The organism is Kibdelosporangium banguiense (genome assembly GCF_017876405.1).
GTDB classification, from domain to species: Bacteria; Actinomycetota; Actinomycetes; order Mycobacteriales; family Pseudonocardiaceae; genus Kibdelosporangium; species Kibdelosporangium banguiense.
The window spans coordinates 10,788,466-10,801,120 of record NZ_JAGINW010000001.1 but is presented as its reverse complement, the minus strand read 5'-3'; the positions used below and the strand labels follow the sequence as shown (position 1 = coordinate 10,801,120).

General features: G+C 66.3%; 10 protein-coding genes. 3 read left to right on the top strand and 7 right to left on the bottom strand.

The genetic code is table 11. The annotated features are described in order from the left end of the window. The first annotated feature begins 123 nt into the window (after window positions 1-123). Both JOF56_RS48345 and JOF56_RS48340 read left to right on the top strand, forming a co-directional pair. The gene (locus tag JOF56_RS48345) at window positions 124-948 is read left to right on the top strand and encodes an MEDS domain-containing protein (RefSeq protein ID WP_209646213.1); all 825 of its coding nucleotides are present in this window, start codon (window positions 124-126) and stop codon (window positions 946-948) included. After that, window positions 945-1,343: an ATP-binding protein gene (locus JOF56_RS48340; protein ID WP_209646212.1), complete on the top strand. Its 399-nt coding sequence runs from the start codon at window positions 945-947 to the stop codon at window positions 1,341-1,343. The genes JOF56_RS48345 and JOF56_RS48340 overlap by 4 nt, the downstream gene beginning before the upstream one ends. Here the strand turns inward: JOF56_RS48340 and JOF56_RS48335 are convergent. From JOF56_RS48335 to JOF56_RS48320, 4 genes are all read right to left on the bottom strand, one after another. Next, complete coding sequence (locus tag JOF56_RS48335) at window positions 1,306-2,025, bottom strand: helix-turn-helix transcriptional regulator (RefSeq protein WP_209646211.1); 720 nt, start codon at window positions 2,023-2,025, stop codon at window positions 1,306-1,308. The genes JOF56_RS48340 and JOF56_RS48335 overlap by 38 nt on opposite strands. Before the next feature lie 19 nt (window positions 2,026-2,044). After that, window positions 2,045-3,334 carry an IS256 family transposase gene (locus JOF56_RS48330; protein ID WP_245378459.1) on the bottom strand — a complete coding sequence of 430 codons (1,290 nt, stop codon included), beginning with the start codon at window positions 3,332-3,334 and terminating at the stop codon, window positions 2,045-2,047. A 124-nt stretch (window positions 3,335-3,458) separates the two neighbouring features. Next, entirely contained in the window at window positions 3,459-5,087 is a 1,629-nt protein-coding gene (locus JOF56_RS48325; protein ID WP_209646210.1) for an ATP-binding protein, read from the bottom strand. Window positions 5,088-5,294: 207 nt separating this feature from the next. Beyond that, window positions 5,295-5,549 carry a hypothetical protein gene (locus JOF56_RS48320; protein WP_209646209.1) on the bottom strand — a complete coding sequence of 85 codons (255 nt, stop codon included), beginning with the start codon at window positions 5,547-5,549 and terminating at the stop codon, window positions 5,295-5,297. A gap of 146 nt (window positions 5,550-5,695) precedes the next feature. Between JOF56_RS48320 and JOF56_RS48315 the strand changes: the two genes are divergently transcribed. Then, entirely contained in the window at window positions 5,696-6,178 is a 483-nt protein-coding gene (locus JOF56_RS48315) for a MarR family winged helix-turn-helix transcriptional regulator (protein WP_209646208.1), read from the top strand. A 461-nt stretch (window positions 6,179-6,639) separates the two neighbouring features. On the opposite strand, the gene ahcY is transcribed toward JOF56_RS48315, so the two are convergent. From ahcY to JOF56_RS48300, 3 genes are read right to left on the bottom strand one after another with little or no spacing between them, the layout of a single operon-like run. Then, window positions 6,640-8,103, bottom strand: coding sequence for an adenosylhomocysteinase (gene ahcY, locus JOF56_RS48310; RefSeq protein WP_209646207.1), 1,464 nt, complete (start codon window positions 8,101-8,103; stop codon window positions 6,640-6,642). Between the two features lie 21 nt (window positions 8,104-8,124). After that, window positions 8,125-11,661: a methionine synthase gene (gene metH / locus JOF56_RS48305; protein ID WP_209646206.1), complete on the bottom strand. Its 3,537-nt coding sequence runs from the start codon at window positions 11,659-11,661 to the stop codon at window positions 8,125-8,127. Beyond that, window positions 11,658-12,629 (bottom strand): carbohydrate kinase family protein, encoded by a 972-nt coding sequence (locus tag JOF56_RS48300; protein ID WP_209646205.1) that lies wholly within the window; start codon window positions 12,627-12,629, stop codon window positions 11,658-11,660. Before JOF56_RS48300 ends, metH begins: the two co-directional genes overlap by 4 nt. Window positions 12,630-12,655: the final 26 nt, after the last annotated feature.

The window sequence follows — 12,655 nt, the reverse complement described above, 5'->3', positions numbered from 1 at the left end:
CCCGCCCGGGTAGTTCCCACCGTGGTCGCGGGTGCGTACTTTCTAACGATGGCGAGAGGGAGTACTGGTGAGCCGGCTCCGGCCGTTCCAGTCGAACGGTTGGAGCACGGTTCTCACTCATGTATGGCATTCACCGATGTCGAGGCCCGCTGGCAGGTGCTTACCGCCTACACGCGGACGGGTCTGGTCCGGGGAGAAAAGGTGCTACTCGTCCTGGGCCACAGCGATTTAAGCGACGACGATGCGGTAGCGCGCATGGATGACGGTAGTGGTCATGTGGAATCTGCCCGCGACAGCGGCCAGTTGATGATCACACGCAACACGTCCTTCTACATGCCGGACGGCTCCTTCGACAAGGAGCGACAGCTCGAAACCGCCCGCACCGAGTGCGACCGGGCCTACCGCGAAGGTTGGCCGGGAATACGGGTGGCGGCCGACATGAACTGGGCTCTGGAGCCCGGCGTGGACAGCGAAGAAGTGGTGGACTACGAAGCGTCCCTGGAACCGTTGTTCGCTGATTCCCGCTACGTCGCGATCTGCTGGTATGACCAGCGGCGGTTCAGCGACTACACAGTGGGCGCGATGCGCGCGGTCCATCCGCTCCAGGTCATGGAGCGCCTCGACGCGGTCGACGTCACCCAGACCCGGGACGGAACACGGATCGCGGGCTCCGCGGAGCTGTCCACCCGAGGAGAGTTCACCGAGGCACTGCGCGAGGCGCTGAAGCAGCAGCCCGATACCCACGCGCCCTTCCACTTCGAGCTGGACCTGACCGACCTGACCTTCATGGAGGCGCACTGCGCCTGGCAGCTGATCAGCTTCGCCACCTCACTGCCGGAGGGCAGCAAGGTCACCGTCCGCTGCGGGTCGCTGCTCGAATTGGTCTTGCGCGGGCTCGGCTCCGCTGACGTGCCCCAGTTGCAGCTGAACGTGGCGGAGGAATCATGAGCGAGGACTGCCTGCTCAGGCTCAGTTTCGCCCGTTCTGACCTTCCGCTGGTGCGGGCCAGGGTGGCCGAGAGCCTGTTCCGGGCCGGGGTGAGCGAACCGGTGCGGGGTACCTTCGTCCAGGCGGCGCTGGAGATCGCGTGCAACGCGGTCGTCCACGGCGGGGGTTCGGGCCACTTGGCGCTGGGCGTGGTTGACGGGGAGCTACGGTGTGAAGTCACCGACCAAGGCCCCGGCCTGCCCGCCGACGTATCGTCACAACAGCCGTCCACTTGGAACAGTCCGGGCTTACGGCTGGCCGAGGCACTCACCGGGGGACTCAGACTGCGCAACGGCCCCGGGGGCCGAGGCACTGCCGCTACTCTGGTCGTTCGTCTGGAGCCTGTTTCGAACTGAGCCAGACGGAGGCCAGTTGGGTGCGGTTGGTGAGCCCCAGCTTGGTCAGAATGCGCTGTACGTGTCCCTCGGCGGTGCGCTGTGCGATCGTCAGAGCGGTGCCGATCTGCTTGTCCGTCAAGCCCTGAGTGACCAGTTCGGCGACCTCCTTCTCCCGCGGCGTCAGCCGAACATCGGATGACTCACCGGCCACGGCGGGCGTCTTCCTGGACAATTCACCCCGGACGGGGGCCCTGGATTGATCCTGCAGGGCGTAGGCGACGACGTCATCGCGCGAGAGTTCGCCGCCGCGCTGGAAGGCCTGCTCGAAGCCGCGGTCGCCCAAGGTTTTGCGGGCCTGCCGTTCGCTCGCGCGGATCTGGCCAGCTTGACGACGCTGCAACTCCAGTGGACTGTAGCCGACGTCGTGCCAGATCCGCTCGGCCGCGCCCTGCAGCACGGCGGCACGTTCGGCATCGCCCGCGCTGGCGGCAATGGCGGCCAGCAGGTCGAGGGTCTTGCCCAGACTGGGCCGGTCGTGGATGACGTACGTGAGCCGCAGGCATTCCCGGGCGCGCGCGGTGGCGCTGTCGTACTCGCCCAGCACCCACCGCGCCATAGCAAGAACGCGCAGCGCGTGCGACCGGACCCACTGCTCTCCACGCGCCTCGCAGATGGCGATGGCCTCGAGAGAAATTGTCAAGACCTGTGGATGAAGATCGTTAGGCGGCGGTGGGTGGGGCGTGGTCGTCGGGTCGTTCGACGAGTTTGCCGTTGTCGAAGCGGCTTCCGGCGCGGACGAGCGCGACGAGGTGGGGTGCGTTCACGGCGCGCCAGCGGGCCTGTGCTGACTCGATGAGCTTGAAGGCCATGGCGAGGCCTGCGGCGGCCGAGCCGGGGCCCTTGGTGACCTTTGTGCGGTGGCGCACGGTGGCGAAGGTCGACTCGATCGGGTTGGTGGTGCGCAGGTGGATCCAGTGCTCGGCCGGGTAGTCGTAGAACGTGAGCAGTTCCTCGACATCGTCGGTGATCTTCGCGACGGCCTTGGGGAATTTCGCGCCGTACAAGGCTTTGAACGCGGTCACGGCGTCGAGGGCGTGGCGACGGTCTTCGGCGTTCCAGATCTCGGCGAGGGCCTTCTTCGCGCCGGGATGGGCGGATTTGGGTAGCGCGGCGAGGACGTTGGCGATTTTGTGGAACCAGCAGCGCTGCTCGGCGGTTTCGGGGAAGACCTCACGTAGCGCGCTCCAGAACCCGAGCGCGCCGTCGCCGGCCGCGAGGATCGGGGCGCGCATCCCGCGGCGCTTGCAGTCCCGCAGCAGATCCGCCCACGACTCGGCCGATTCGCGGTACCCGTCGGTCAGCGCGACGAGCTCCTTGCGGCCGTCAGCGCGCACTCCGATCATCACGAGCAGGCAGAGTTTGTGTTCCTCCAGACGGATGTTGACGTGGATCCCGTCCGCCCACAGATACACGAAATCCACAGTGGACAGATCGCGCTCGCAGAACGCGCGCTGTTCGGCTTTCCACTGCTCGGTCAGCTTCGTGATCACCGGCGCGGACAAGCCCTTCGCTGAGCCGAGGAACTGGCCCAGCGCGGGCACGAAGTCCCCAGTAGACAGGCCATGCAGGTACAGCAGCGGCAGCACCTCGGTGATCTTCGGGGTCTTGCGCGCCCAGGGCGGCAGGATCGCCGAGGAGAATCGTTGCCGCTCGCCGGTGTCGGGGTCGACGCGCTTGTCATTCACGCGCGGCGCGGTCACCTCTACCGCACCCGCGCTGGTGAGCACCTCGCGCGGTTCGTGGTAGCCGTTGCGCACCACCAGGCGGTGGCCGTGCTCGTCGCACTGGCCGGCGTAGACGGCGATGTAGGCATCGACCTCGGCTTGCAGAGCTTCGGCCAGCATCCGGCGGGCGCCCTCCCGAACGATCTGGTCGATCAACGATGCCGAATCGCCTACCGGCGGCCGGTCATCGTCACCGGATGCGGGGCCAGGGACTACGGTGAGCATGGGCGTACCTTCCCGAGCCAGCGCGCCAACGCTGGCCCTGATCAGAACTCCAGACCTTTCAGATCATCCTCGGGAAGGTGCGCCCATCCAGGTCACCTCGCCGAGAACCATCCACAGGTTCTGATCATTGCTCGGCCTCGACGCACAGCGGCACGGCCTGCTCGGGTGTCGCGTGGAAAACGAGTGTGCAGGCAAGTTCGATCCGGCTGAGAACGACGAAGCTCAGCAACTCGCTCCCGGCGTGCTGCCAGTCGGGAAGGTAGTCGGCCATCGGTATGGGGATCGGCTGGCCCTCAGCCCCCTGTACGGGCTGGCCAGGCGGGGCGCCGGCCAGCAGCACGGCGGCCGAGCGGGTAAGGATCAGGAGAAGGAGGCCATTCGTCCAGTACGACTTGCCCCGCGCATCGCTCCGTTTCGCACCCTGGAGCAGGGCCCGGTGACACCAGCGCCGTACCTCGGCGGAGTGCGCTCCACGAGGGATCCAGTGGCACCACAGGGTCTCGGCTAGATGCAGGCCGTGCTGGGCCTCGCCCGGGGTGGTGACGCAGTAGGTCAAGGCAGCACGGAAGTTGTCCAGCTCCGTTCGGAGATCCTCCGCGATCTCCGGCTGGCGCGGGCCGAACCACTGCCGCTCGTAGTCCTCAGCCCTGTGCAGGTAGTGGTCTCGATGCCGGCCGCGGGCGGCGGACACCTTGCCGAGCTCGGTCAACTTCTCCAGACCGTAGTCCCGCAGCGAGCTCAGCAGCCGGTACCGCAGCGTGTCGTCGTGACGCTCGCCGACCAGGATGGACTTGTCCACCAGCCCAGCGACAATGTCGACAATGTCGGCAGGCTCGATGTCCTCCCCGGCGCAGACCGCTTCGGCCCCGCTCAGATCAAAGCTGCCGGCGAACACCGACAGCAGCGCCCACACCACCTGCTCCTGCTGGGTACACAGCTCGTAACTCCAGTCCATCGTGGCGCGCAGCGTCTGGTGGCGGGACAGCGCGTCGCAACTGCTCTCGGTGAGTAGCCGGTAACGGTCATCCAGCCGCTCGACAAGCTGCTCGATGCTGTGGGACCGCAGCCGCACGGCGGCCAACTCGATCGCGAGCGGCAGGCCGTCCAGCCGCAGGCACAGTCGGGCTACATGTTCCAGATTTCCGGCGGTCATCGTGAAACCCGGGACCACAGGGGTCGCGCGATCGACGAACAGTTGAAGGGCCGAAAAGGCTTTCGCCGCGCCCCTGCCCCGAGCCAGTTCCGCCGGCGTCGGGACTCGCAGCGGGGGCACCTCCAGCAGCTGTTCCCCGGTGAGATTGAGCCGGTGCTGGCTGGTGGCCAGGACCCGCACCCCCTCCGACGCCGAGAGGATCGCGTCTACCAGTGCCGCACAGGCGTCGAGCAGATGCTCGCAGTTGTCCAGAACCAGCAGCAGCCCCCGCCCCCGCAGGTATTCGATGATGTCATCGAGTATCTCGCCGCTGGACTCGTCGCGGATCCCGAGAGTCTCGGCGACGGTCTGGGGCACCAGCGCGTCGTCATCGAGCGTCGCTAGTGATACCAGCCAGACACCGTCGGGAAACGCGCGTGAGAGTTGCGCTGCCATCCGCAGCGCCAGCCGGGTCTTGCCAACACCACCGGGACCGGTCAGCGTCAGCAGCCTGCTGACCGACAGCAGTCGCCTCGCCGCCGCCAACTCCTGCCGCCGGCCCACGAAACTGGTTGTCTCTGCGGGAAGGCCGACAACGCGCAGCGTCCCGGATCTGTTCACCACCCTCACTCACGCCCCATCCAGCCGACATCGGTCGACAACAGACCCTGACATGCTGCTCTGTTGATGAAACGTGGGGGCGGCTTGTCAGCGCCATACCTCTGAGCTGCACTGTAGGGGTCCCTAACACGAACGGTGTTTCCGGCTCTGGTTGTCAGTAGGTCTCAGCGGCCGGCCAGCGGTCACTGAAAGTGAACGAGAACGCGTTCAACGCGGGCTTCCACCACATAGCCCACAGGACCTGCCCGGTCCCTGTCGGGTCCAGAGCGTGATCAGCACAGGTAGCAGGGCAATGGCCCCAGGGGCACCGACAGCAAACCAGCCAAGGACGATCGCGTTGACGGCGATGAGGACGGCGAGCGGTTGGCGCGGCCGCACTGTGAGCACACCCTTGAGGAGCCCAGCCAACCCGGCTTCGGTCAGGTCGGCCGATTCCTGGCCGAACGAGGCGATGGCGACCATCACTCCCGCTATCGGCCTTCCGGCCGTAAGCCCGACCAGGTCATGCCAGGCCCTGCCGGAACTCGCTGGATCACTAACTAGTTTTGCCACAAAATGATATGGTGCGGTTGGCAGTGAACTTTCGGGAGCGGCGGGTCGGGCGTGACATGTCTGAAGCCTCTGGATCTGATCCAGCGCTGGGTGACCACCTCATCCAGGTCATGGACCTGCTGCGGCGGAGCCTGATCCGAGCCGCGCGGTCGGCTGGTGGGCTGTCGGCGTTGACGGAGGCGCACGCCACGTTGCTGCGGGTCCTGATCGTCGGCGGTCCGCTTTCGCCGGCGCAGGTGGCTGCGAAGTTGCGCCTGGCTCGTCCGACGGTGAGCAACCTGGTGCGAGAACTGACGGCCGGTGGGTTGATCGAACGTCAACCGTCCGCCGTGGATGGACGCTCTGTGTTGCTGGCCCCGACCCAACGTGCCCGGACGCAGTTGGACACCTTCAGCCGCGGGCGGAGCATGGTGCTGGCTTGTGCGCTGGGCGAGATCGCGGCGGACGACCGGGACAGGCTGGCAGCCGCGCTCCCGTCGCTTTCGCGTTTGCTGGAACGGCTGGAGACCGTAGCGGAGGAGTCCGGCACGGACGGCTAGGGGCGACGATGGACCAGATCAAGGTGATGCGCAGCTTCGTCAGTGTCGGGGAGCACGGCAGTTTCAAGCACGCCGCACGCCACATGGGCGTCTCCGATTCGCTGGTGTCCCGGCTCAAACCGACCAGAGTCCCGGGACCGTGCGGCTCCTCGACCTCGACGGGGCGGGGCCCGACAGCATTACGCCCTTTGACCACAAGGACGCCAGAAGGGTGTGGGCCGCCCGACAGGATGCCCGGCGGGCGGTGTTCGCCTATCTCAGCTACCACATCCACGACCGTCTACATTCGACACTCGAATACCGAACCCCGCGCGAAACCCGCGTAGGCTATTGTCAAGGTCTCGCCCTCGTGGCATGAAACCCAAGGGTTCGGTTCATGGGACAACCTTAGTCCTGTGACCAGCCGCGGCGCAGCTTTGACAAGCTGTCACCAGGCGAGATCTGACAAAGGCTGCTGACTTCTAATAGCGATAGTGATCGGGTTTGTAAGGGCCAGCTGGGTCGATGCCGATGTACTCCGCTTGGTCTTTGGTGAGGGTGGTGAGGTTGCCGCCGAGGGCGACGAGGTGGATCTGGGCGACCTTCTCGTCGAGTTGTTTGGGCAGGCGGTAGACCTCGCGGTCGTACTCGGAGTGTTTGCTGAAGAGCTCGATCTGGGCGATCACCTGGTTGGAGAAACTGTTCGACATCACGAAGCTCGGGTGGCCGGTGGCGTTGCCCAGGTTCAGCAGGCGGCCTTCGGACAACACGATGATCGAGCGTTCGGAGGGCAGGACCCATTCGTCCACTTGGGGCTTGATGTTGACACGGCGGATTCCGGGGATGCGGGCGAGACCGGCGATGTCGATCTCGTTGTCGAAGTGGCCGATGTTGCCGACGATCGCCTGATGCTTCATCCGGGACATGTGATCGGCGGTCACAACGTCCTTGTTGCCGGTTGTCGTGATGATGATGTCGGCCCGGTCCAGGATGTCGTCGAGCCGTTGGACTTCGTATCCGTCCATGGCGGCTTGCAGGGCGCAGATGGGGTCGATCTCGGTCACGATCACACGAGCTCCCTGGCCGCGCAGAGACTCTGCCGCGCCCTTTCCGACATCGCCGTAGCCGCAGACGACCGCGACCTTGCCGCCGATCAGGACATCTGTGCCGCGGTTGATGCCGTCGATGAGTGAATGCCTGATACCATAACGATTGTCGAACTTGGACTTCGTGACAGCGTCATTCACGTTGATCGCGGGGAACAGCAGGTCGCCGGCCGCTGCGAGCTGATACAGGCGCATCACGCCAGTCGTGGTCTCCTCGGTGACGCCGCGAATGCCGTTGGCCATTGTGGTCCACTTGCCTGAATCGGCGGCCAGTGACTTCTTCAACAACTCCAGGAAGACTTGCCATTCGGCCGAGTCGTCATCGGTGGCGTCAGGAACCACGCCGGCTTTCTCGTACTGCATGCCCTTGTGCACCAGTAGTGTGGCGTCGCCGCCGTCGTCGAGCAGCATGTTGGGGCCTTGGCCGTCCGGCCACGTCAGCATCTGTTCGGTGCACCACCAGTACTCGGGCAGCGATTCGCCTTTCCAAGCGAACACGGGCACTCCCGCTGGTTCGTCCGCGGTGCCAGTCGGTCCGATCGCGACTGCGGCAGCGGCATGGTCCTGTGTGGAGAATATGTTGCAGGACGCCCACCGTACTTCCGCTCCGAGCGCGGTCAGGGTCTCGATCAGCACGGCTGTCTGCACAGTCATGTGCAGTGATCCGGAAACGCGGGCTCCGAGTAGGGGATTGACGCCGGCGTACTCCCGGCGCAACGCCATCAGACCGGGCATCTCGTGCTCGGCCAGTCTGATCTCCTTGCGGCCGAACTCGGCCAGTGACAGGTCCGCGACAGCGAAGTCGATGCCGTTGCGGGACTGCAGCCTCTCGGTGGACATGGTGCTCCCTGGTGCGAAGGGTCAGTGGTTGGATGAGGTGTTGAAGTATTTGGCCTCCGGATGGTGCAGCACGATCGCGTCGGTGGACTGCTCCGGATGCAGCTGGAACTCCTCGGAGAGCTTGACGCCGACGCGTTCGGGCTCGAGCAGTTCCACGATCTTGGCGCGGTCCTCCAGGTTCGGGCAGGCGCCGTAGCCGAGGGAGAACCTCGCTCCACGGTATCCGAGTTCGAAGAACTCCTCGATGTGATCCGGGTCCTCATCGGCCACCGGCCGCCCGGTCGCCCACAGCAGTTCGCCGCGCACGCGCCGATGCCAGTACTCGGCGAGTGCCTCGGTGAGCTGGACGCCGAGGCCGTGAAGTTCGAGGTAGTCGCGGTAGGCGTCGGCGGCGAACAGTTCCGCGGCCGCGTCGGCGATCGGCTGACCCATGGTGACCAGCTGGAACGCCACCACATCGACCTCGCCCGCGTCCCGCGGGCGGAAGAAGTCGGCCAGGCAGAGCCTGCGTTGCGTGCGCTGCCGCGGGAAGGTGAACCGGGTCCGTTCTGGCGCGTCGATGGTCGGCTCGGACAGGATGACCAGGTCGTCGCCCTCGGCGACGCAAGGGAAATACCCATAGACGACTGCAGCGTGGGCGAGGACTCCTTGTGTGGCAAGGCGTTCCATCCAGGCCCGCAGCCTCGGTCGTCCTTCGGATTCGACAAGCTCCTCATAGGACGGTCCCGTCCCGGTGCGTGTGCCGCGCAGTCCCCACTGGCCAAGGAAAGTCGCGCGTTCGTCGAGCATCGCGGCGTAGTCGGCGACCGGGATACCCCGCACCACACGGCTTCCCCAGAACGGCGGCGCCGGGATCGGGACACCAGTGGCCACAGTGGACCGCTCGGCCACCGGTTCGGCCGCCTCGTCGGCTTTGCGTGCCTCCGCGATGCGCAACGCTCGTTCCCGGCGAGCCTTACGTTCAGCCGCTGCGGCTTCGGCTTCCGGGTCCACCAGCGGGGATTCGCCGCGTTTGGCGGCCATGATCGCGTCCATCAACCGCAGGCCCTCGAACGCATCCCGGGCGTAGCGGACATCACCGAAGTACATCTCGGTCAGGTCGTTCTCGACATAGGCCCGGGTCAGGGCGGCGCCGCCGAGCAGGACCGGCCAGCGCGCGGCCACACCCCGGGAGTTCATCTCCTCGAGGTTCTCCTTCATGATCACGGTGGACTTGACCAGCAGCCCGGACATGCCGATCACGTCGGCGCGGTGCTCGGCCGCGGCGTCCAGAATGGTGGTGATCGGCTGCTTGATGCCGATGTTGACCACCTCGTAGCCGTTGTTGGACAGGATGATGTCCACCAGGTTCTTGCCGATGTCGTGCACATCGCCCTTGACCGTGGCCAGCACGATCCGGCCCTTGCCCGCGTCGTCGCTCTTGTCCATATGCGGTTCCAGATACGCCACCGCGGCCTTCATCACCTCCGCGGACTGCAGCACGAACGGCAACTGCATCTGCCCCGACCCGAACAACTCCCCCACCGTCTTCATCCCGGACAGCAGCGTGTTGTTGATGATCTCCAACGCCGGCCGCTGGGTCAGCGCCTCCTCCAGATCGCCGTCCAGGCCGTTGCGCTCGCCGTCGACGATCCGACGCTCCAGCCGTTCGAACAACGGCAGCCCCGCCAACTCCTCGGCACGCGACGCCTTGTTCGACGAGGCCGTGACGCCCTCGAACAGCTCCATGAACCGGGTCAGCGGGTCGTAGCCCTCGGATCGCCTGTCGTAGACCAGATCCAGCGCGACCGTGCGCTGCTCGTCGGGGATCCGGGCCATCGGCAGGATCTTGGACGCGTGCACGATCGCGGTATCCAGGCCCGCTTGGACGCATTCGTGCAGGAAGACCGAGTTGAGTACCTGGCGGGCGGCCGGGTTGAGCCCGAAGGAGACATTCGAAAGGCCGAGCGTCGTCTGCACGTCGGGATAACGCTGCTTGAGCTGCCGGATCGACTCGATCGTCTCCGCGGCGTCCCGCCGTGACTCCTCCTGACCGGTGGCGATGGTGAAGGTCAACGTGTCGATGATGATGTCGCAGGCCCGCATCCCCCACCGGCGGGTGAGGTCCTCGATCAGGCGCGTGGCCACCGCGAGTTTGGTGTCCGCGGTACGGGCCTGGCCGGTCTCGTCGATGCACAACGCGACCACCGCGGCGCCGTACTCGGTGACCAGCTCCATCGTGCGGTGATACCGGGACTCGGGCCCGTCGCCGTCCTCGAAGTTCACCGAGTTGATCGCGCACCGGCCGCCGAGCTGCCGCAGCCCGGCTTCCAGGACGTTCACCTCGGTCGAGTCGAGCATGATCGGCAGCGTGGACGCGGTCGCCAGCCGGCCGGCGATCTCGGTCATGTCGGCCACGCCGTCGCGGCCGACGTAGTCCACACAGAGATCCAGCAGGTGAGCACCATCGCGGGTCTGGTCACGCGCGATCTCCACACAGTCCTCGAACCGGCCAGCCAGCATCGCCTCACGAAACACCTTGGAGCCGTTGGCGTTGGTCCGCTCGCCGATCATCAACACCGAGGTGTCCTGCCGGAACGGCACGGCCTGGTAGAGCGACGACACGCCCGGCTCCGGCCGCGGCCGCCGGTCTCGGGGAGTGAGATTCCGGACCGCGTCGGAGACTGCCCTGATGTGCGCGCTGGTGGTGCCGCAGCAGCCGCCGACCAGGCGCGCGCCGAACTCCGTCACGAACGTCGCCAACGCCCCGGCCAGCTCCTCGGGCCCCAGCGGGTAGACCGCGCCGTCCGGCCCGAGCTGCGGCAGGCCGGCGTTCGGCATCACCGACAACCCGATCCGGGCGTGCTTGGCCAGGTGCCGCAGGTGCTCGCTCATCTCGGCCGGACCGGTCGCGCAGTTCAACCCGATCAGATCAATCCCCAGCGGTTCCAACGCCGCCAGCGCGGCACCGATCTCCGAGCCGAGCAGCATCGTGCCGGTCGTCTCCACGGTCACCTGCGCGATCACCGGGACCGCACGGCCCTCACGGTGCATCGCGTGCCGGGCGCCGATGATCGCGGCCTTGGTCTGCAACAGGTCCTGCGAGGTCTCCACGACCACCGCGTCGATACCACCTTCGAGCAGACCCCGCACCGAGTCGGTGTAGGCGTCACGCAAATCGGTGAACTTCGCGTGCCCCAGAGTCGGCAGCTTGGTACCCGGCCCCACCGACCCCAACACGAACCGCGGCCGCTCCGGGGTACTGAACTCGTCGGCCACGTCCCGCGCGAGCCGGGCGCCTGCCAGCGACAACTCCCGAATCCGGTCCGGGATGTCGTACTCGGCCAGATTGGCCAGGTTCGCGCCGAACGTATTGGTCTCCACCGCGTCCGCACCGGCCTCGAAATAACCCCGGTGCACCCCGCGCACCACATCCGGCCGGGTCACGTTCAAGATCTCGTTACAGCCCTCAAGACCAGCGAAATCGTCCAACGACAGGTCATGCGCCTGCAACGCGGTACCCATCGCACCGTCCGCGACGACAACACGCTCCTGCAAAGCGTTCAACAGGCTGCTCATGACGCATCCGAGACGGCAGTGACAAGCTCCGGACCGTATGCGTCGCTCAGGCGCCGGGAGAAGTCCTCGGCTGAGTACACGTACTCCTGTGCTCCGGTGCTTTCCAGGACCAGAGTCGCGAGCGTGCAGCCGACCTTGGCTGAGAAGACTTCGTCGAGGCCCCACGCCATACCGCCGAGGAAACCCGCGCGGAAGGCGTCGCCGACACCTGTGGGATCTACTATGGACACAGCGGGAGCGGCTGGGATCCGGATCGCCGGACGATCCGCGGACTCGAGCAGGACACCATGTTCGGCCAACGTGGTGACCCACAGGCCGACCTGGTCCAATACCTGGGTCTTGGTCCACTTCGACTTGGACAGCAACAGCTCGTGTTCGTACTCGTTGGTGAACAGCACGTGCGCGCCCTGGGTGAGAGCCCGGATCTCCTCGCCGTCCATGCGGGCGAGCTGCTGGGACGGGTCGGCGGCGAACCGGTAGCCGCGCTCGCGGCATTCCTGGGTGTGCCGGATCATCGCGCGTGGATCGTTCGGAGCGATGTGCACCAGATCGACGCCACCGGCCCTGGACACCACCGGTGCGAGTTCGATGGTGTGCGCCTGCCTCATCGCCCCGGCGTAGAACGACGCGATCTGGTTCTGGGCCTCGTCGGTGGTGCAGAGGAAGCGGGCGGTGTGCAGTTCAGGCGCCACGTGTACACCATGGGTCTGTACGCCGTGCCGATCGAGCCACGACCGGTAGTCGTCGAAGTCCGTGCCGGCCGCGCCGACGAGCACCGGATTGAACCCGAGGGCGGCCAGGCCGAATGCGATGTTCGCGGCGACCCCGCCGCGCCGCACCACCAGTTCGTCGACGAGGAACGACAGCGAGATCCGGTCGAGCTTGCCGGCGATGAACTGGTCGCCGAACCGGCCCGGGTAGGTCATCAGGTGGTCCGTGGCGATCGAGCCGGTGATGAGAAGGCGCATGCGTGGGGTCCAATCGGGTGCTGGGG